Here is a 20,648-nt window from a genome sequence, read left to right as displayed (position 1 = left end):
TACTTCTTGAGAATCCCTGACAAAATCAATTTATAAGAGGTGACAGCATGTGGGTCTGCAATAGTCATATGAAAGAAGCGTTAACATTATTAGAAGCACCTCATATCAGTAAAACTCCTTATCAAATTAAATGTTCTCTTTGCAATGATCGCGCAGTGGCCAAAATCTATTATGCACATGAGCCTCTTAGCTATAAACGCAAGCAAACACTCTATTACTTAACAAAAAGTGAGCCAAAACAATCTGTTTAAAATAATGTCCCTGTTAAAGATAAACGTTTTTTAACAGATCATTGGAGCGAAAGGCGGCCATTGCCCCTATAGGAGCGCACGTGACACAGAGGATGATGGATTGCTGCAGGGAAAATCAACAATTAAGTAGAACAGAGTCAACATACTAATTAGGCAGCGATGAACGTTCATTCGAAAAGTTTTTTTAAAGTATAAACACTAATAAGAAGTAAACAGTCATTCAAATCATTATTATAGGAGGATCTTTCGGTGAACGATCACCAGAACAAATTATATGATATCACGGTAATTGGCGGAGGGCCTGCTGGACTTTTTACTGTTTTCTATGGAGGAATGCGCCAGTCTTCCGTTAAAATCATTGACAGCATGCCTAAATTAGGCGGACAATTAGCCGCACTCTATCCCGAGAAATTTATTTATGATGTAGCAGGATTTCCGAAAATTCGTGCTCAAGAGCTTATTGATGCTTTAAAGGAGCAAGCTCTCTTATTCAATCCGGCTGTTGCACTTGAAGAGTGTGCGCTACATGTTGAAAAACAAGTGGATGGCTTTAAAATTACAACGGATAAAGCCGTCCACTTCTCAAAAACAATTATTATTACAGGCGGAGCAGGAGCTTTTGAACCGAGACGCTTGCCGCATGAATCAGCTGGTTTATATGAGTCGAAAAACCTTCATTATTTTATTAACGATCTTCATCAGTTTGCTGATAAGAAGGTTGTCATTAATGGCGGAGGAGACTCGGCTGTAGACTGGGCATTAATGATTGAACCGATTGCCAGAGAAGTAACTCTTATTCATCGGCGAGATAAGTTTCGTGCTCATGAACATAGCGTCAATCAATTGAAACAATCGAGTGTCAATATTTTAACTCCTTATCAGATTAAAGAGTTAAGAGGAAAGGGAAAATTGGAAAAAATTATTGTTGCTAATAACCAAACATCTGAAGAAAGACTAATAGAATTAGATGATTTAATCGTAAACTTTGGCTTTATATCAAGTCTGGGAGAAATAAAGAACTGGGGGCTTGATATTCAAAAGGGGAGTATCGTTGTGAATTCCAAAATGGAAACAAATATTCCGGGGATTTATGCAGCAGGAGATATATGCACATACCCTGGCAAAGTAAAGCTGATAGCAGTAGGTTTTGGTGAGGCTCCGACGGCAGTTAATAATGCAAAGGCTTATATGGATCCACAGGCAAGAGTGCAGCCGCTTCACAGCACATCCATAGGGCTGCCTGAAGCAGTCCTGATAGGAAAATAGATAAAGGGAAGGAGATTAAGGGTGGCCAAATATACAATTGTGGATAGAGAAACTTGTATTGCATGCGGATCTTGTGGGGCAGAAGCACCAGAAATTTTTGATTATGATGAAGAAGGAATCTCCTACGTCTTGTTAGACGATAATCAAGGAACAACTCCCATACCAGATAATTTAACCGAAGGGCTTGAAGATGCATTTGATGGCTGTCCAACGGAGTCTATTCGGATTTCTGATGCATCGTTCGACGGGGATCCAAACAAGTTCGAGTAATGAAAGCAGGAGGGCGGAATTGTCATGATGAACAAAGGAGTAAAAAGTAACATTGAAAAAAGATTGCAAGAATTAAATATTCAACTGCCTGATGCGCCATCTAATCCACACCCATTTATTCCTGGTGTAATTTCAGGAAATACGGTTATATTGTCAGGACAAACCCCAAAGATAGATGGCCGTCAAAAATATGTTGGGGTGGTCGGTACGTCAGGCATCAGCATAGAGGAGGCGCAGGATGGGGCAAGGATATGCGTAGTGAATTTACTAGCTTCCTTAAAGGAAATTCTCGGGAACTTGAATAGAGTGACAAAAGTACTTAAAGTAAATGGATATGTGGCGGCAGACAGCCAATTTAAAGATCATCCCCTAGTGATTAATGCAGCCTCTGACTTGCTGAACGATATTTTCGGAGAAGAAAATCAGCATGCGCGTATAGCCGTTGGAATGTCCTCATTGCCTGGAGGAGCGCCTGTAGAAGTAGAGATGATAGTAGAATTTGAATAATTTCTATGAAAGGGTTTACATTGTTGTGTAACTGTGCTAAATTAAAACCATCGAATAATTCAGATTATTTCGAAAAAGAAGGGATGAGTAGTTAGATGATCTGGACGGCTGGTCCCTTTAAGCAGGAGCTCATCAAAGACTATAACAATATTAATCTTCGGATGTTTGACATTGGAGTTAAACGTCAAAAGGTTGATATTATGGGGGATAAAGTATTGATTCTCGCCTATCATAAGAGAATTCCAACTCTTAAATTTTTGGACGAGACCAATCGCTCGATTACCCGGATGACAGATATGGCTATCATTGATGCTTACAAGGAGCACCTGAAAAAAATCATTGAAGAAAAGTACGGAATGAAGGTACTTTCCATTTTAAAAGATTATGATCCTTTCACTGAACTTTCAGCTACAGTAATTATCCTTGACCAAGATGTCAGTTTTTACATGTCAAAATAAACAGTTTAATAGGATGACTGGTAAAGTGAACTCTTAAGAGCGCATAAAAACCGTCAGTACATTCATGTAGATTTAGGTCTGCATGATTTGTATTGGCGGTTTTTTTATTATAAAAACTAGAGGGGGCAATGGAATGAAAACAGTAAAAGACGTATTGCATGCTTTGGATGAGATGACTGGAGGGAGAGTAGTAAAGTCATTATCAGACATTACGAGGGGAGAGCATCCTTTTGTTGTCATGAAATCTTCTAATCTCCCAGGGAAAGAAGTAATTGAGACACCAGGCCTTGTCTACGGTGATTTAGAAAGAGAAGTAAAAAAGGTTGCTGTAACCATGACAATGACAGAAGGAAGCATTGAACTGGCTGGAGCTACTGGAGTAGATGCGATTGTTGCTCATCATCCCATAGCAGAAGCGGCCAACTCAGGTGGGGTTACATTAAAAAATTATTTGGATCTCTACAATGTGGCTGCATTCGAATTGCACGAAGCTTTTCACGGGCTTCATCCAGGCATCTCTTTTCTGCATGGACATGAAGTTTATCGGACCGAAATCAATTATGGGGGCATTCATGGAAACGTCTTATTTGTAGGAAAGGCTTTTCCTGAAGTACAGACACTCGGTGATATGCTAAATCGACTAGATAATTTTATGGGTTTGCAGCATGAAGAGGATCTTTTATTCACAGAAAAAGAAGTACGCGATACTCCCTCATTGACTGAAACGAGTGTCGTTACGCGAGGAAGGATTATATTGGGGGATGAACATACGTCGGTAAACAACATTTTGCATATTTTTCCCCACACAGGGTTTTCTCCTGAACATTTGCGGCAAGCAGCAAAAGAACATCCTGAAGCAGATACAATTCTCGCTTCCATCAGCCGGGTTTATGATGGCCACGTACTGATTGAGATGGCAAAGGAACTCGGACTGAATTTTATCATTGGGAATTGCCACGTATTAGAAATACTTGAAAATGGCCTGCCGTTAGCTTATGCCTTAGATCAACTGCTGACGGATGTAGAAATAGTCGTTTTTCGGGAGCGAGTAACGAGTACTGCCTTGCATGAAATGGGTACTCTGCCAATGAAACAATACGCAAAACAAATGGCCGGCAAGTATCTTGTAAATAAAAAATCGGTGCAATTATCTTAGTAAGATAAGGAGATGAAGATGTGAGTGAAGTAAAAAAAGTAGCTGAAGATGTTATCGCTTTAGATGCTGAAACAGTCATTCCCACTCCTGACAGGAGAAAATGGTCAAGAATTGAATTTATAGGCTTAGCCTTAGTCGTTGCTTCACTGCTAGTCATGCTAGTGTCTCCAAGCACCTTATCGGGTCTGTTTAATTCTATCGTTGATCAAGTATTTTCAGTTGTTGTCAATGTGTTTTTAACAGGGACTGTCGGCGTTACTATTATCGTCAGCGTAATCATAGGGAGGACGTTAGAAAGACTGGGGTTTACCGATGCATTGATTCGAGTCTTTGTGCCAATTACTAAGCTGTTAAAAATCAACTCAGCCGTTGTTATTCCGAGCATTTACAATATTTTAGGTGATATTAATGCAGCCGGGAAGATCGCTGGTCCAATCTTGGTTAGATCCGGAGCGACAAAGGATGAACAAAAAATTGCTGTGGCCACAATGGTGCAATCCCAGCAATCATTTTCTACATTTATGTTAGGAATGATGGCTTTAACTGCCGTTGGAGCAAATGCTTTTGCAGTAGTAGTGTTAGCTGTATTTATGCCGGTCATTATCGTGCCTTTCATCCTCTCTAAGACTCTCTACCGTGATACGAAAGCTGTTCAACTTGAGAGCTTACCCAAGTTTACTCCTAATACCGGCGCTTTGCCGACAGTATTCAATGCTGCTCGTGAAGGAGCGGAACTCGTTTTCCTTCTGATCATTCCGGCTGTCGCTGTTGTTTTTGCTATGATTGGGGTTTTAGAATATGCTGGTATTTGGTCATCTGTTGAATCAGGGCTATCGACAGTCTTGCTAGCTTTAAGCATTCATCCTGAAACAGGCATTCTTTCTATTCTGGCTACCCCGACACTTGCTATGGCCCAGCTATCTGAAACTGCTGCTTCCATCGATCCTCGCCTTGTCATTGGCTCGTTTATTTTGGCTTCTTCCGGGCTGCCTTTAGCTACCGTATTGGGACAAGTTCCAGTTATATGGGGGACTCATTCCGACTTAAGTGAAAAGGAAGCATTGGGGGCTGCTGTTTTAGGAATTGCGATGCGAATCGTAACTGCTTTTCTAATTGTTTATTTCTTGACTCCCATATTAACTTAAGAAACAGGCGAAGAAGAGTTGTATTATAGAGAAGAGTGAAGGTGCATGAATTTCTTTCTGCTTTGCACCTTCTTAATTCCATGCTGCTTAATTACCAGTGTTTATTAGTGAGAAAAGAGAGGTCGATCAAAAGGTTGCATGGTTGCTTTTTTTTGACAGATTGGGGATCTAAATAGATAGGGATTCGTTCGATAGAATGGTCGTCTTTTCGTAAGAAGCACAAGCTAATGCTTTGTTCAAGCACTCCCATCAACCGTTTATTTGATAAGAAGACTTCAAGATGAAGAGAGAATGGACGATCAGCAGGACACTGGATAAGCAGACAGGGGGAGGTTTGCCAAGACTGAAAAGGCATGCTGGTTTTTGTAGGGAAGTGATGGATCCTGCCAGTTGCCGCAAAGGGTTTATTGGGCAGGATAAGTCCCTGTTCATGATAGCGGTCTTTCCCAATGGAAGAGGAAATTTTTTTTTCATTCCATAAAATAGACGTATGAAAAGTGTCATTAGGCAATATGGATAACGATCTCAAGGATATTAACTCAAAGCCGATGAAGGACAAATTACATCAACTCCTTGCTGCCTCATAGTAATCAGTATGATGAAGAGAAGGAATTCATACATAACAATCGAACGATCAAACGTGAATATAAAAAGCCACTAAATGTCGCAAGATAGGGATCTTTTAGTGGCTTTTTAAATGAAAAGTCATCTGGATAAAGCTGTTAGACAGTGGCAATGTTAATGCCAACCGCTTGCAACCTTCGGTGAATAAAACGGGCAAAGGCGACTGCCTGCTCACTATCACCATGAAGGCAAATGGTATCTGCCTCCAATTGAATATCAGTGCCATCTGTTGTCTGAACGGCATTATGCTTTACAATCCGAATAACTTGGTCAGCAGCGGCTTCCGCATCTGTCAGAAGTGCATTTGGCAGACGACGTGGTGTTAAAGTACCGTTTGGTGCATATGTGCGATCGGCAAAGACCTCATTAGCCGTCGTTAAGCCGACTGCTTTTCCGGCTGCAATTAATTCACTTCCCGCAAGGCCGTACAAAACAAGGGAAGGATCGACATCGGCCACTGCCGTGGCGATTGCCCGGGAAATCTCTTTGCTCATTGCCGCCTGGTTGTAGAGCGCTCCGTGAGGCTTTACGTGATGGAGGGCCCCCCCTTCTACTTTCGCAAAGGCAGCTAGCGCGCCAATTTGGTAGACAACGAGTGAATAAATTTCTTCTGGCGTCAACGACATTTCTCGCCTTCCGAAGCCTGCTAAATCGGGATACCCTGGGTGAGCGCCAATAGAAACACCATGCTTAATAGCAAGGCCGACTGTGCGTTTCATCACTTCCGGGTCACCAGCATGAGCACCACATGCAATGTTTGCTGAAGAGATATAAGGCATAATATCTTCATCCCGGCCGAGAGAATAGATCCCAAAACTTTCTCCTATATCACAATTTAAATCAATTTTCATTTGTCTTCTCCTCTATGCAATTTTAATGCTAGTCCTATCTGTAGCTGACGAATCTCATTTTCTCGTTTGATGTATAACTGTTCGGCTTCCTCTAATGTGATCTCTTGGAAGCGAAGCCTTTTGCCGGGGATTAGTTGAGCAACAACCGGCAAATCGATAGAAGCTATTTGAGCAATACGTGGATAGCCACCTGTTGTTTGTCTATCCGCGAGCAGCATAATGGGCTGACCATTTTCGGGCACTTGAATCGTTCCGTTTGTGACTGATTCTGAAAGCATGTCAAACGGCTCATCAAGTGCGAGAGTCGGGCCGGCCAATCGATACCCCATCCGATCAGATTGTGGTGTAACGACAAATTCCTTGTTAAAAAACTGCTTTCGGCTGTTGTCTGAAAATTGATCAAACTCCGGTCCTTTCATTACCCTCACGATAGCGACGTGATCTGCATTTGTGAAGGGAGCTGCGGCAATCCGCCAACCAGCTGCTGCAAATGGAAAAGTATCCGTATGGTTAGAAAGCGGAGGGCAGGCAAGGGAATGTTCAAATATAAGTCGGTCACCCGCTCGGAGTGCGCGCCCTTTATATCCACCGATAGCTCCGCGCAGATAGGTGCTTTTGCTGTTCATAACTTTTGAAATACGGAAGCCTCCGGCAATAGCTAGATAGGCTCGACAGCCGGACTGACAAGATTTAAACTCGAGTAGCGCTCCTTCTTTAACCATAACCGGCCGCCACATTGGTACTGTCTTTCCGTTTATTTGAGGAGATAAGTTTCCTCCAGTAATAGCTATTAGTGCTTCTTTTTCAAATTGCAGTGAAGTTCCCGTCATCGTTATTTCAATAGCAGCGTCGCCTTCCTGATTGCTGACTAATAGATTAGATAGACGGAGGGAAAGGGGATCCATTGCTCCGCCAACGACAACGCCGTGCTTTTGAAAGCCGAATCTTCCCAGATCTTGGAGGCTGGCGAGCAGGCCGCCTTTAATTACTTTCAAGCTCATAAAATCGCCTCCTTAACATGTATTCCTTTTCAGAAATAGGGATGAACTTTACTATATCTCCTGCTTGAAGAAAGGTAGGTGGTTCGCTATTCGGCGTGAAAAGCGGAAGGAAAGTCCGGCCGATTAGCTGCCAGCCCCCGGGAGTTTCAAGCGGATACACGCCTGTTTGGCTTCCAGCTATACCGACTGAACCGGCAGGAATGGACACACGGGGAGAAGAGCGCCGGGGAGTGGCGATTTTTTTTGAAAGACTGCCCAAGTATGGAAAGCCTGGAGCAAAGCCAATCATATAAACCAAATATTCTACACTAGAATGAATACTAATTACTTCGTCCACAGATAACTGATGATAATCTGCTACATATTGCAAGTCAGGTCCAAGTGTACCACCGTAGCAAACGGGAATTTCCCTAATCTGCCGTGTTGGAGCATCTTCTTTCTGCAAATGCGACACCATATCTGCAAGAATAGAATAAACAGCTTGAGAAGGAGAGCCGCCAAAAGCTTGGTAAACGACAAGAGGATCGTAGAAAATGGTGACACTTGCAAAAGCAGGAATATATTCAATAAACCCTGGGAATGAATGATTGTTCAATTTAGAAGAGAGCGCTTTTACCTTTTGATGCAAGTCAGGTGTAATATCAGTTCCAAACTGAACGGTCATAGCTGTATCGCCAAGTGGCTTTATCATTATATTTTCTTGGTTTAAAAATTCCGGATGGCTCATCGTTTCGCTCCTTACACTTAGTGTGACCGATTATTCTTTATTTTCTAACATATTGTTATTTTATTGGCCGGTACCATTGAAATCAAGAAGCTTTACCTGGAAAAGCATTATTTACCGCCTGATTTTCATCATTTGAGCAATGAAGAATATAATACAAAGAAAGAGTTGCCGGAGGTGAAGAGATGGCAGTCGTAAAACATAGATCATCGGATGTTGATTTGCTAGCGAGGCTTCTGCGGGCGGAAGCGGAAGGAGAGGGTGAACAGGGAATGATGATGGTTGGAAACGTTGGAATCAACAGAATCAGGGCGAACTGTTCTGATTTTAAAGGATTGCGCACGATTCCACAAATGGTGTACCAACCACATGCATTTGAAGCGGTACAAAAAGGATATTTCTACCAAAGGCCGCGAGAAAGTGAGCGAAGGTTAGCACGACGGGCTATAGCTGGAGAGAGAATTTGGCCTTCTAAATATGCTTTATGGTATTTCAGGCCGGAAGGAGATTGCCCGCCAACGTGGTATGATCAACCGCTAGTTGCCCGTTTCAAGCTTCATTGTTTCTACCAACCAACGGGTGAAGAATGTGAAAACGTTTATCGGCTGTTTTAAGAAAGAGATAACGATGAAAGATCATTTATTACTTGTCAGGGAGCTGTTTTTTTACAGCTCTTTTTTTGGTTGGTCAAAGCAATACGTGGATTATTAAGTTTTTGTAAATAAAAAGACCTATACATATGAATGTTCTAGATCTTAAGTTATAATATTTTCGGTTTGTTATACTAGTAAATTGTTCCTTGGGGGGAACGAGGAGGAAAAAGACTTGTCTAAGCTGAGGATGTTAAGCACTAAGTTATTTATTATTTTATTGGCAGTTTCTATTATTCCATTATTGCTTTTAAGTGCTATTTTACTTTATCATTCGACTCAAACTTTTTCGACGCTTATTCAACAAAGCCAGCAGTCGATGGAACAGTCGGTAGTCCGTAGCCTGGAGCTTACTTCGACTGAACTGTTGGATCTGACAAAGAGATACAGCGAGGATAAAGAGCTAATCAGTGCTTTTCAGACGAATAACCGCGAAATCCTTTCGGCAAAAGTGTTGCCGGTCTTTGAGCGCCTGGAAAAAGAACATCACATTAGTGTACTTGAATTTGGAAACAAGGATGGCACCGTCTTTTTAAGAGGCCATAGTCCCGAAAAATATGGAGATGATAAAAGTGGTCTTCCCGCTGTCCAGAATGCCTTAAATGGGAAAGAAGTATCGGGATTTGAATTTGGCAGCAGCGGCCTGGCCGTTCGAGCATTCGCCCCTCTTAAAGTAGATAATAAGATTGTAGGAACAATTCAGATGGGGATTGATGGGAGCTTTTTAAAGCAATTAACAGAGACGGCTCAAGGTGTTGAGCTTAATTTATATAATTCGTCTGGTGAAATTGTTGTTTCATCTGTCAAAGATAACATTGGCGGGCAATTTGATGAACCAAAAATTATGAATAAAGTGCTCTCGGGAAAGAAAGCTTCCGCAAAGGAAGGAGAGTCCTTGCAAATGTACATACCGATATTTGATCCTACAAAAACGGAAGTCATTGGCATGATGGAGATGTCTCAGAATATATCCGTCATCGCTCAAGCAGATCAACGAATGATTTTTCTAACGTTAATTATTGGTGGAATTACATTGTTATGTTTAATCACGGTTGCGTTTCTTTTCAGTCGTTCTATTTCCAAGCCTATTAAACAGGCTGCTTATTTTATGGATGAATTTGCTCGAGGCAGGCTAGATGTAACATTTGAAGGGAAAAAGAGAAAAGATGAAATTGGGCTATTAATGCACTCTATTGTTGCCATGCAAAGTAATTTTAAAGAGATGGTGACACGCATTTCTGATACTACGCACATCGTTACAAATCAGAGCAGCATTTTGCAGAACATTTCTAATGAGGTTAGTGAAGGAAGCAGCCAAATTGCAGCTACTATGCAAGAGCTATCCAGCGGAGCAGAAACACAGGTGCATTCATCTACAGGGCTTGCCGAAAAGATGGAGAAGTTTTCAAAAAGCATCCAGGCTGCTTACCATAATGGAGAAGAAATGACTGAGACAACTGAGCAGGTGCTAGCTTTAACAGGTGAAGGAAAGTCATTAATGGATGCTTCTGTGCAGGATATGCATACAATCCGCGAGATTGTTAAAGAATCGGTGCTTAAAGTGAAAGACTTAGACGGACAGGCGAAGCATGTTTCGGTAATGGTAAAAGTTATTCAGGATATTGCAGAACAGACCAATCTCCTGGCACTCAATGCAGCAATTGAAGCGGCAAGAGCGGGAGAACATGGAAAGGGCTTTTCTGTAGTCGCTAGTGAAGTCCGCAAGCTTTCAGAACAAGTTACGGATTCTATTAGCGGTATTACGCATACGGTTGATGGAATCCAGCAAGGCTCCAAAGAAGTTGTGGAATCCTTGCAAGCGAGCTTTGAAAAGGTAGAGGCGGGAGCAGGCCAAGTCCAAATGACGGGTATGACATTTGAGGATATAACAGAAGCCATTTCAGCTCTCGTGCAAAAAATCAGCACTATTTCATCTAATTTAAAGCAAATACATGGAGAAACAGCTGATATTCAATTGATCATTGAGAATGGCGCCGCTATATCTGAGGAGTCGGCTGCCGGCATTGAGGAAACATCGGCTGCAGCTCAACAGGTCAATAGCTCAATGGAACATGTAAAGAGCCAGGCGGACACATTAGCCACTATCGCCGGTGAATTGAATGGTTTGGTAAGACAGTTTACATTGTAATGAATCGTTAAGTGTAACTACTAAAATGTTCTGGTAAAAACTATTTTGTATACGAGTCTCAAAACCTGAAAAAATCTTTTTCAGGTTTTTTGGGCTGTGTGAATCTTCTTCCATATAATTGAATGTTGCTAGATTTGATATTAAACTGGATAAAAATAGAATCAATTTTTGGGAGTGCGAGGTGGCGAAGTGAAGAATGAGATTAAATTATCAGTCCAAGAGATTTTGGAGCTGGACCATTTTCGACAGGCAAATATGGTAGCTGGAAGAAATGGCCGGCATCGGGCAGTGAAATGGGTTCACGTCATGGAAGTTTCCGATGTCAGCAACCTTCTTAATGGGGATGAATTGATTCTTTCTACAGGCGTAGGGTGGAAGGCAGGGAAAGAAACGCTGATGCTGCTCGTACAGCAGCTAATTGATTGCCGGGCAGCAGGGCTTTGCATAGAATTGGGGAAATATATGGATGAAATTCCTGAAGAAATTCTCGAGCTTGCAGACCGTCATGACTTTCCCATTGTTGTCTTTCAGGAAGAGGTGCGGTTCGTCGATATTACAGAGAGTGTCCATACACTTATTGTAAAGAAGCAATATCAAATGATTGCAGATTTAGAAGACTATTCTCGCCGAATAAATGAAGTGCTGCTGGAAACAGAGCCAAGAGAGAAAGTGCTTAGGCTAATGCATAAACAAATTCGACTGCCTGTCATTTATCTTCCAAGAGAAGGGAAACCGGAGATTGTGTCTAATAAGACAAAAAGAGAGGAGCGCGAGCTTTTTGAAGCAGTGAGCCGAAATAAATTAGGCACAGGCTATCACCATGCACGCCAGCCTATTCATATATGGAGCCAAAGCTTCGCAGAATTGATCATCGTTTCTGAAAAAGAAGAAATGACCGAGTTTGAAACACTTATTCTAGATCGTACAGCTACCGCTCTTGCCCAAGTTATTTTGCGCGAGTTATGGACCGAGGAGCGCAGGAAGGCAAAGGAAGCTGACTGGATTCAGAAATGGTTGAACGGAGAGCACACTGAAGAGCAGGTTAATCGGTTTTTGAAAGAGATTGAGCCGGGATTAAAACCGAAAAGAGCAGTGGTCTTTTTGCTTCAGGCAAATAAGCTTGATACGGAAAGTTCGAGCATGACGTATTTAAAGATGCTGCTGCAGTCTATTTTTCAAGAGCAAGGTTTCTTTCTGCTATCGACAGTCTCTAAAAACGAAGTAATTTTTATCCTGCTCGATAAAAGAAAAGAAGATACATGTAAACAACGAATACAGATGGGCATCGATCATATCAAAAAATCAGATTATATTATAAACTACTCATCTGTACCCGTGAAAATCAGTGCCGGAACGATCGTTGATAAATTGACGCAGGTAAAACGCAGCTATGAAAAAGCAAAAATAGCAGCTGCTATAAAGGAAAAAATTTCTCATAGAATACCTGGTTATTTTTATGAAGATTTACATATATATAGATTGATTTATGCAGTCCAAGAACAGGGAATGCTTCATGAATTTGTGGCGGATTATCTCAGGCCGGTTCTTGCGTACGACAGCTTTCAGCAAGCCAAATTGATGAACACGCTAAAAATCTACCTGGAGTGCAACGGCTCGAAAAAAGAAACAGCAGAACGGCTGTATATTGTTAGACAAACACTTTATCACCGGCTGGAAAAGTTATATGAGCTGCTCGGAGAGGACTTTATGGAACCGCCAAAACGCCAGGCGATTGAGTTTGCTGTTGCTGCCTATGAATATCTTGAAACAGTCAATCAAGAAGCTTGAGCAGAGACAAAATGTAAGAAAGAAACTGACAACCAGTCAAAATGTAGAAAGAATATTCTAAATAATTTACTTTTTGTCTAATGAAAGCGTTCCCTAATGACTCTATAATGAAGCTACTCACATAGTTTAAAAAATTCAGGAGGGCTTGCGATGGTAGTTATGAAAGATGTTAAGACGGTAAAAAATTTTATTAATGGACAATGGATAGAGTCATCGAGTCAAAAAGTAGAAGAAGTGCCCAATCCAGCAACGGGAGAAGTGATTGCAAAACTTAAAGTCTCGACTAAGGAAGATGTCGATCAAGCAGTGGCAGCCGCTAAAGAAACTTTTCAATCATGGAAGAAAGTAGCGGTACCTCAGCGTGCCCGTATTTTGTTCCGCTATCAGCAGTTGTTAGTTGAGCATTGGCAAGAGCTAGCCGAAATTGTGACGCTTGAGAACGGAAAAAGCTACACAGAAGCGTATGGGGAAGTTCAACGTGGCATTGAATGTGTAGAGTTTGCTGCTGGAGCGCCGACACTGATGATGGGCAGCCAGCTGCCGGATATCGCTGCGGGAATCGAATCAGGGATGTACCGCTATCCGATCGGTGTAGTCGGCGGTATTACGCCGTTTAACTTTCCGATGATGGTGCCGTGCTGGATGTTTCCGCTTGCTATTGCCTGTGGGAATACGTTCGTCTTAAAGCCGTCGGAGCGGACACCGCTTTTGGCGAATCGTCTAGCTGAGCTGTTCAAACAAGCAGGTCTCCCTGATGGGGTATTAAATATTGTTCATGGGGCGCATGATGTTGTCAATGGAATACTAGAACATAAAGATGTCAAGGCGATTTCCTTTGTTGGTTCTCAGCCGGTAGCTGAATATATTTATAAAACGGCAGCTGCCAATGGTAAGAGAGTGCAGGCGTTGGCAGGAGCGAAAAATCATTCCATTGTTTTGCCAGATGCTGATTTAGAGAATGCGGCCGCTAACATTACGAGTGCTGCCTTCGGATCAGCTGGTGAACGGTGCATGGCCGCTTCTGTTGTTGTAGCAGTTGGTGACAGTGCCGACAAGCTTGTCAGCCTTCTGAAACAAAAAGCTGATGAAATTAAAATGGGCAACGGCATGGACAAAGATGTGTTTCTTGGACCGGTGATCCGCGAAGCGCATAAGGAGCGGACAATTGGCTATATTGACAGCGGTGAAGAAGAAGGAGCTGTGCTTGTTCGCGACGGCAGAAAAGAAGGAGAGAATGAAAAGGGGTATTTCATTGGTCCGACGATTTTTGATCACGTAAAAACAGACATGAAAATTTGGCAGGATGAAATTTTCGCTCCAGTGCTTTCTATCGTTCGCGCCGAGAGCCTTCAAGAAGCAATTGCCATCACAAATGAATCCGAGTTTGCGAATGGAGCCTGTCTGTATACAGATAGTGCAAAAGCGATCCGGGAATTTCGTGAAGAAATCGACGCGGGCATGCTCGGTATTAATTTAGGTGTGCCAGCTCCAATGGCTTTCTTTCCGTTCTCCGGCTATAAAAATTCCTTCTATGGAGACCTTCATGCGAATGGGAAAGATGGAGTGGAGTTTTATACACGTAAAAAGATGATGACCGCCCGTTATTAAGTGAATGGCTCTGTTGAAGTGAATGTTGTTTTTTCAATGGTTGATCGCAACGGAAGGCGGCGACTCGAGCGGGAAGAGCGAGTCCTAGCGAGACTCCGCAGAAGTGCAAGCGACGGGAAGGCTCAAGGACGGATCGCGGAAAGCGTCCGCCTGCAGTGAAAAAACAAAGTCAAGTGAATAAAAAAGGAGGGGAAGAGGCATGCAGGTAACACACAAAGAACAGGATTTACAAAAAAAGGATGAGCGCTTTGTCTGGCACGCAATGAGAGGATCAGCTCCTGCCCCCGCGAATCTGATCGTACAGAAAGCGGAAGGAGCCTGGGTGACAGACATAGACGGCAATAAATACTTGGATGGTTTATCTGGACTATGGTGTGTAAATACTGGTTATGGGAGGAAAGAACTAGCAGAAGCTGCTTACGAGCAATTGCTGGAAATGCCTTATTTTCCAATGGCCCAAAGTCATATTCCTGCTATTAAATTAGCTGAAAAGCTAAATGAATGGCTTGGTGGAGAGTATGTCATCTTTTTCTCCAACAGCGGTTCTGAAGCGAATGAAACAGCTTTTAAAATTGCCCGCCAATATCATCAGCAAAAAGGAGAGCACGGTCGGTATAAGTTTATTTCTCGCTACCGTGCTTACCATGGCAACTCAATGGGAGCCCTTGCAGCGACAGGCCAGGCAGAAAGAAAATATAAGTACGAGCCGCTTGCTCCCGGATTTATCCATGTGAACCCGCCGGATATGTATCGCCGCCCTGATGATGAGCAGACGCTCGAGAGTGCAGAAGAAGTGGACCGAGTGATGACATGGGAGTTAGGCCAAACCGTGGCAGCTATGATTATGGAGCCGATCATCACCGGAGGAGGCTGCCTCATTCCGCCGCAAAACTACATGAAAAAGGTAAAGGAAATTTGCGAAAAGCATGGTGCCCTGCTTATTTGCGATGAAGTGATCTGCGGTTTCGGTCGGACAGGGAAGCCATTTGGTTTTATGCATTATGACGTAAAGCCCGATATTATCACGATGGCCAAAGGAATTACAAGCGCGTATTTGCCGTTATCTGCCACAGCGGTAAAAAGAGAGATCTATGAGGCTTATTGTGGCAGCGGCCAGTACGATCGTCTCCGTCACGTTAACACATTTGGCGGCAATCCGGCAGCTTGTGCGCTGGCGCTAAAGAATATGGAAATCTATGAAAAAGAGAAATTAATTGAACGTTCGCAAGTACTTGGAGAGCGGATGCTTAAAGAGTTAGAAGAAATTAAGGATTTGCCATTTGTCGGAGATGTACGGGGAAAAGGGCTTCTCATCGGTATTGAATTAGTGGCAGATAAACAAACGAAAAAACCAGCAGACTCTGATCTGGTAAATAAAGTGATCGGGCTCTGCAAGGAGAAAAAATTAATCATCGGCAAAAACGGCGACACTGTAGCCGGTTACAATAACATATTGCAGCTTGCTCCGCCATTAAGCATCACTGAAGAAGATTTTACTTTTATCGCTCAAACTCTCAAAGAGTGCTTACGTGCGGTGCAATAATAAGGAGAAGCTGTGTTGGATAGTCCAACACAGCTTTTTCTCGTTTAGAAAAATAATTTGTTTTTTGACAATTTAGAAAATTTTCGTGTTACACTAATGGAGTATGACCCTCAAAATTTATATTACTAAAATTTACCGAGGTAAATATATATAACATATAAAAGGTTAACAGTTTCAGGAGGGAGAAATATGGAAAGTGAGATTCAATTTCTCGGAAAGACCATCATCGAAAGAACAAAGGCACTTGCCGAGGAAATACATAATGAAAGGCTTGCGGGGATAAGTGAAATTGAAAGAGAACAGTTGGCGTTTGTAGAAGCTGAAATTTTAAGAATGCGGGCTGAGTTTATCCAGTTGTTTGGTGAAGCTCTTCTTAATTCTTTTGATGAAGCATCGCTTCAACAAAGAATGGCTAATTGGGGCAAAGAAATAGGGGAAATCATTTTTCAAATGGGTATACCGCTTGATGAAGCATTGAGAGATACTAAATTTTATCGGACGTTTATCTGGAAAGCAGTGAGAGAAGAAGTGGAAAAACACCAGATGGCCATCAATACGGTTTTTGAAGCCAGTGCCATTATTGATACGCTTTTAGATGAAGCGGTTTACTATGTTAGTTTAACCTTTGTCAAATTTCATGAGCGGATGCTTGACGAAGCGAAAAGGGCATTTATAGAGGTATCTGCACCAGTGGTCCCTGTCACTAAAGAGATTGCGGTTCTGCCGTTGATTGGAAACGTGGATACGGAGCGCGCTCAGCTATTAATGGAGACAGCTCTCATTTCAGCGAAAAAATTGCAGCTTTCCCATCTGGTATTAGACTTATCCGGTGTCTTGACCGTCGATACAATGGTAGCTGATCAAATTTTTAAAATTGTTAGCGCCTTAAAGCTTCTTGGAGTGAAAGTAATTATCACCGGTATCCAGCCAGAAACTGCTCATACATTAGCCTCTCTAGGGGTTGATTTTAAAACTATCCAGACAAAAGCTGATTTGCAGCAAGCGCTAGTAGATCTTCATAATTAATCTTTTTATAGCTGGACATGCCCAGGAAATAGCAATAATGAAGGAGGGAGCGTATGGAGCAGGAGCGGCAGATTTGGAAATATGCCTTCACATGTGTAGCGGTAACTATTAGCACGCTGGGCTTTGGCCGAATGTCTTATGGGATTTTGATGCCTTTTATGAAAGAAGATTTATCGCTTACATATGAACAGGCAGGAATACTTGGTACGGCTACTTCGGTAGGATATTTGGGATTGGTGCTCTTTGCTGGCATTATGGCTGCAAAGTGGGGATCAAAGCGGTTAGTAGTGATGGGGATACTGCTTGTCGCCGCCGGTTTGTTATATTTGTCCTTTGTACGGGACTTCTTTTCCTGTATGGCGGGAATGATTAGCCTGGGGATCGGCACTGCTTTTACATATACGCCTCTCGTGAATATTGTCGTAGGGTGGTTTCCGAAGCAGAGAGGCATGATGATTGGCTTTCTCGTCAGCGGTCTGGGATTAGGCACATTGATTTCCAGTGCACTGATCCCGCTTTTTACTGCCTGGTTTTCGATGAATGGCTGGAGATATCTATGGGGGCTGTATGGACTTCTCTCTCTGCTTTCCGCTCTTGTGGCTCATATGGTTCTGCGTGATCCGCCGATTTCTGCTCCTAAGAATTTACAGGCAGAGGAATCGCTTTTCCGGGAAGTATATTTGCATAAGAGAGTCTTACTAGTGGCCTTTATTTACGGATTGATAGGCTTTGCATATTTAATCCCGCAAAGTTTTTTATTTAGCTTTATGCTAGAATCACACATTAATGATTATACAGCTGGCCAGATCATGGCTGTCGGGGGCTTGCTTTCTATTTTTAGCGGGCCGCTGTGGGGAGCGATTTCAGATAGGATTGGCAGGAAAAAGTCTTTGCTTATCACTCTTTTGATCGGCGCCGTTTCAATGGCTGTTCCCATTGTTTTACCTGTTTACGGCGGATTTATCATCAGCCAGATTCTTTGGGGAACGACAGTTGTTGGCATGCTGTCGCTTATTCAAGCGTTGTCAACGGAGCAAATCCATCCATCTTATGCACCTGTTGCCCTTGGCTATGTAACGGTATATTTTGCATTTGGCCAGCTGCTTGGTCCAGGCCTTGGCGGATGGATGGTTGATCATGTTGGTGGAATTCCCTCTTCCTTTATGCTTTGCAGTGGATTGCTGCTCTTAAGTTTTATTTTATCCGTACGGCTGCACAAGCAAGCCGCATTGGAGACAGCAGTTGTGCCAAAAGAGCAACGTACGACAGGTGGATGAATAAGAGCGGAAATTATATAGGTGATTAAGGGGCGGAAACATTTCTCTCTTTCTTTCGTCCTATGAAATATAGCGAAAAAGGTACCGGGGGTTCTTGCAGGAATCTTTCTCTTTTTGTCGAATAATAAAAGGATAAAGGAGGAAATGAAAATGGAAACATTAACAGAAAGAGAACAAGTCACCCTCGCTTATTATGTTCAATATTATTTAGGAAATGATCCAAATGATATATCGGAACTGCACAAAATTATGACAGAGGGGATGCCCTCATACCCATCCATAATGGAGCAATTGACGAGAGAAGGACTGCTAAATGGAACAGATGCCATTCCTTCTGCTCCGGTAGAAAACGGTGGAGATAAAATTACGAAACCGATGATTACCCACAAAGGGATTCTTTATATTGACAACATTTTAAATATCCAGTCCTATGCAGTGGAAGGGGATAAGCTGTCCTATATAAAGAACAGTTTATTAACAAACAACCTGCAGCTGTCCGTTGGTGTTATTGCTGCATATGTTAAAACAGCAGTTGGTATCGAATAAACAGTGTATAGATTTAACAGGGAGCTTTTCCAAAAGTGAGCCAATAGGCCGCTTTAGGAAAGCTTTTTTGCTTGCTTTTTATAAGGAAGCTTATTAGAGAAAATAGAGAAGGCCTCTGCCTGATTCTCAATGATCTGATAAGGGTTTTTGCCAAATCATTTCTCTCTGCGGGTTTGAAAAAGTAAACGAAGTATGTTTACACTTATATAGGTGAGCGGGGACTAGGTTGTGTGATTCGTTTTTTTATTTAGGAAATATAAGGGGGAAGATCGTGAAAAAAACAACATCTATTTTTTGGATTTCCATAGGAATTAGTCTATTATTCGTCACATGGGGTGTAGCAGCACCGGATCATTTAATGGCTGTCATGACTTCAGCAGAGAGCTTTCTATTAGACCGCTTCGGCTGGTTTTATCAGTTTTCAGCCACTTTTTTCTTGATTTTTGCTTTATGCCTTGCTTTTAGCCGCTTCGGAAACATTAAGCTTGGGCAACCCGATGATAAGCCCGAGTTCAGTACACCTACTTGGTTTGCGATGTTATTTAGTGCAGGAATGGGAATTGGGCTGTTATTCTACGGAGTTTCTGAACCGATTTCTCATTATGCTTCTCCTCCATATGGAACATCTCAATCGATTGAATCCGCAAAAATAAGCTTGGAACATACGTATCTGCACTGGGGATTTCATGCTTGGGCTATTTATGCAGTCGTAGCGCTTGCCTTAGCTTATTATAAATTCCGTAAAAACATGCCTGGCTTAATGAGTGCCACCTTGTATCCGCTCATTGGCAATAAAGCGAAAGGGCCGATTGGACATGCGGTTGATATTATTGCTGTATTTGCGACTGTATTTGGTGTTGCTGCGTCACTAGGGCTTGGCGCTTCTCAGATAAATAGCGGGTTCCACTATTTATTCGGTATGCCTATCAGCTTTAATATTCAACTCGTTATTATCGCTTTCACAACCATCCTATTTATTATTTCTGCTGGAACAGGTGTTTCAAAAGGGATTAAATATTTAAGTAATACGAATATGGCACTGGCTGTTATTTTATTTGTTTCTTTTCTCTTTCTTGGGCCAACTCAATATTTATTAGAATTGTTCTCTACTACATTTGGTAGCTACTTGCAAAATCTTCCGAGCATGGGGCTGCGGTTTACCCCGTTTGATCAGGAAAGCAATCAATGGATTAAAGATTGGACGATCTTTTATTGGGCCTGGTGGATTTCATGGACACCCTTTGTAGGAACATTTATCGCACGTGTTTCTAAAGGGCGCACTGTCCGTGAGTTTATTATGGCTGTCTTGATTGTCCCGACAGTTGTCTGCTCGCTATGGTTTGCTGTTTTTGGAGGAACAGGCATTTACTTTGATTTTGTAGAAGGAGCGAATGTAGCTGCTCAAAGTATTGAAACTTCTTTGTTCTTTGTATATAATCACATGCCTCTCGGAGGAATGCTATCAGCTGTCTCAGTGGTTCTCATTCTAACCTTTTTTGTCACGTCGGCCGATTCTGCCACGTTTGTTCTTGGTATGCAAACGACGAACGGCAGTTTAAATCCGCCATTCTTTGTCACGCTTAGCTGGGGAGTAGTTCTGGCGGCCATTGCGTCGGTTTTACTTGCATCAGGCGGGCTAGCTGGAATGCAAGCTGCTATCATTGTCAGTGCTCTGCCTTTAGGTATTGTCCTTTTATTTATGTCCTATGCCTTAATTAAATCGTTTCGGCAGGAACGATCCTTAAGCAATCAGAAAGTGCAGCAGCATAAAAAATCGGCTTAAAAGTTTAAAAATAAATAGAGTCCTT

At 42.3% G+C, this 20,648-nt stretch carries 20 protein-coding genes; 17 read left to right on the top strand and 3 right to left on the bottom strand.

Annotated elements, in window-relative coordinates:
- Positions 1-47: 47 nt before the first annotated feature.
- The 8 genes from ACH0BF_RS03440 to ACH0BF_RS03405 all read left to right on the top strand — a co-directional run bounded on the left by ACH0BF_RS03440 (position 48) and on the right by ACH0BF_RS03405 (position 5,534).
- A complete protein-coding gene (locus tag ACH0BF_RS03440; RefSeq protein WP_120036636.1) occupies positions 48-251 on the top strand; it encodes a hypothetical protein in 204 nt (67 codons plus the stop codon).
- Between the two features lie 249 nt (positions 252-500).
- Positions 501-1,517 (top strand): NAD(P)/FAD-dependent oxidoreductase, encoded by a 1,017-nt coding sequence (locus ACH0BF_RS03435; RefSeq protein ID WP_340855249.1) that lies wholly within the window; start codon positions 501-503, stop codon positions 1,515-1,517.
- 21 nt (positions 1,518-1,538) lie between these two features.
- The gene (locus tag ACH0BF_RS03430) at positions 1,539-1,787 is read left to right on the top strand and encodes a ferredoxin (protein WP_120036638.1); all 249 of its coding nucleotides are present in this window, start codon (positions 1,539-1,541) and stop codon (positions 1,785-1,787) included.
- Between the two features lie 24 nt (positions 1,788-1,811).
- Positions 1,812-2,294, top strand: a complete 483-nt coding sequence (locus ACH0BF_RS03425; protein ID WP_406908844.1) for a RidA family protein — start codon at positions 1,812-1,814, stop codon at positions 2,292-2,294.
- 95 nt (positions 2,295-2,389) lie between these two features.
- The gene (locus ACH0BF_RS03420; protein ID WP_120036639.1) at positions 2,390-2,752 is read left to right on the top strand and encodes a Na-translocating system protein MpsC family protein; all 363 of its coding nucleotides are present in this window, start codon (positions 2,390-2,392) and stop codon (positions 2,750-2,752) included.
- Positions 2,753-2,885: 133 nt separating this feature from the next.
- Entirely contained in the window at positions 2,886-3,908 is a 1,023-nt protein-coding gene (locus tag ACH0BF_RS03415; protein WP_340855244.1) for a Nif3-like dinuclear metal center hexameric protein, read from the top strand.
- A gap of 20 nt (positions 3,909-3,928) precedes the next feature.
- Positions 3,929-5,053: a hypothetical protein gene (locus ACH0BF_RS03410; protein WP_340855241.1), complete on the top strand. Its 1,125-nt coding sequence runs from the start codon at positions 3,929-3,931 to the stop codon at positions 5,051-5,053.
- Positions 5,054-5,333: 280 nt separating this feature from the next.
- On the top strand, positions 5,334-5,534 hold the full coding sequence (locus tag ACH0BF_RS03405) for a hypothetical protein (RefSeq protein WP_120036642.1): 201 nt from the start codon (positions 5,334-5,336) through the stop codon (positions 5,532-5,534).
- Positions 5,535-5,775: 241 nt separating this feature from the next.
- Here the strand turns inward: ACH0BF_RS03405 and ACH0BF_RS03400 are convergent, their stop codons facing one another.
- The 3 genes from ACH0BF_RS03400 to pxpB are packed head-to-tail and all read right to left on the bottom strand — an operon-like array spanning position 5,776 to position 8,256.
- Complete coding sequence (locus tag ACH0BF_RS03400; RefSeq protein WP_340855239.1) at positions 5,776-6,528, bottom strand: LamB/YcsF family protein; 753 nt, start codon at positions 6,526-6,528, stop codon at positions 5,776-5,778.
- Complete coding sequence (locus tag ACH0BF_RS03395) at positions 6,525-7,529, bottom strand: 5-oxoprolinase subunit C family protein (RefSeq protein ID WP_340855237.1); 1,005 nt, start codon at positions 7,527-7,529, stop codon at positions 6,525-6,527. The genes ACH0BF_RS03400 and ACH0BF_RS03395 overlap by 4 nt, the downstream gene beginning before the upstream one ends.
- Positions 7,510-8,256 (bottom strand): 5-oxoprolinase subunit PxpB, encoded by a 747-nt coding sequence (gene pxpB / locus ACH0BF_RS03390; protein WP_406908841.1) that lies wholly within the window; start codon positions 8,254-8,256, stop codon positions 7,510-7,512. Before pxpB ends, ACH0BF_RS03395 begins: the two co-directional genes overlap by 20 nt.
- Positions 8,257-8,438: 182 nt before the next feature.
- Here pxpB and ACH0BF_RS03385 point away from each other — a divergent pair, with 182 nt between their 5' ends.
- The 9 genes from ACH0BF_RS03385 (at position 8,439) to ACH0BF_RS03345 (ending at position 20,623) form a co-directional block, all read left to right on the top strand.
- Positions 8,439-8,867, top strand: a complete 429-nt coding sequence (locus ACH0BF_RS03385) for a cell wall hydrolase (RefSeq protein ID WP_340855232.1) — start codon at positions 8,439-8,441, stop codon at positions 8,865-8,867.
- A 211-nt stretch (positions 8,868-9,078) separates the two neighbouring features.
- A complete protein-coding gene (locus tag ACH0BF_RS03380; RefSeq protein WP_340855230.1) occupies positions 9,079-11,052 on the top strand; it encodes a methyl-accepting chemotaxis protein in 1,974 nt (657 codons plus the stop codon).
- A 189-nt stretch (positions 11,053-11,241) separates the two neighbouring features.
- On the top strand, positions 11,242-12,840 hold the full coding sequence (locus ACH0BF_RS03375; RefSeq protein ID WP_340855227.1) for a PucR family transcriptional regulator: 1,599 nt from the start codon (positions 11,242-11,244) through the stop codon (positions 12,838-12,840).
- A 150-nt stretch (positions 12,841-12,990) separates the two neighbouring features.
- Positions 12,991-14,448: a CoA-acylating methylmalonate-semialdehyde dehydrogenase gene (locus ACH0BF_RS03370; RefSeq protein ID WP_120036653.1), complete on the top strand. Its 1,458-nt coding sequence runs from the start codon at positions 12,991-12,993 to the stop codon at positions 14,446-14,448.
- 199 nt (positions 14,449-14,647) lie between these two features.
- Positions 14,648-15,991 carry an aspartate aminotransferase family protein gene (locus tag ACH0BF_RS03365; protein WP_340855225.1) on the top strand — a complete coding sequence of 448 codons (1,344 nt, stop codon included), beginning with the start codon at positions 14,648-14,650 and terminating at the stop codon, positions 15,989-15,991.
- A 189-nt stretch (positions 15,992-16,180) separates the two neighbouring features.
- Entirely contained in the window at positions 16,181-17,017 is an 837-nt protein-coding gene (locus tag ACH0BF_RS03360) for an STAS domain-containing protein (RefSeq protein ID WP_340855223.1), read from the top strand.
- Positions 17,018-17,070: 53 nt separating this feature from the next.
- On the top strand, positions 17,071-18,294 hold the full coding sequence (locus ACH0BF_RS03355) for a YbfB/YjiJ family MFS transporter (RefSeq protein WP_340855220.1): 1,224 nt from the start codon (positions 17,071-17,073) through the stop codon (positions 18,292-18,294).
- Between the two features lie 150 nt (positions 18,295-18,444).
- Entirely contained in the window at positions 18,445-18,840 is a 396-nt protein-coding gene (locus ACH0BF_RS03350; RefSeq protein WP_120036660.1) for a hypothetical protein, read from the top strand.
- A 271-nt stretch (positions 18,841-19,111) separates the two neighbouring features.
- Positions 19,112-20,623 (top strand): glycine betaine uptake BCCT transporter, encoded by a 1,512-nt coding sequence (locus ACH0BF_RS03345; RefSeq protein ID WP_340855217.1) that lies wholly within the window; start codon positions 19,112-19,114, stop codon positions 20,621-20,623.
- Positions 20,624-20,648 lie beyond the last annotated feature (25 nt).

It is taken from the genome of Pseudobacillus sp. 179-B 2D1 NHS (assembly GCF_045370945.1).
GTDB lineage: Bacteria > Bacillota > Bacilli > Bacillales > Domibacillaceae > Pseudobacillus.
This window is presented reverse-complemented; position numbering and strand designations above follow the sequence as displayed.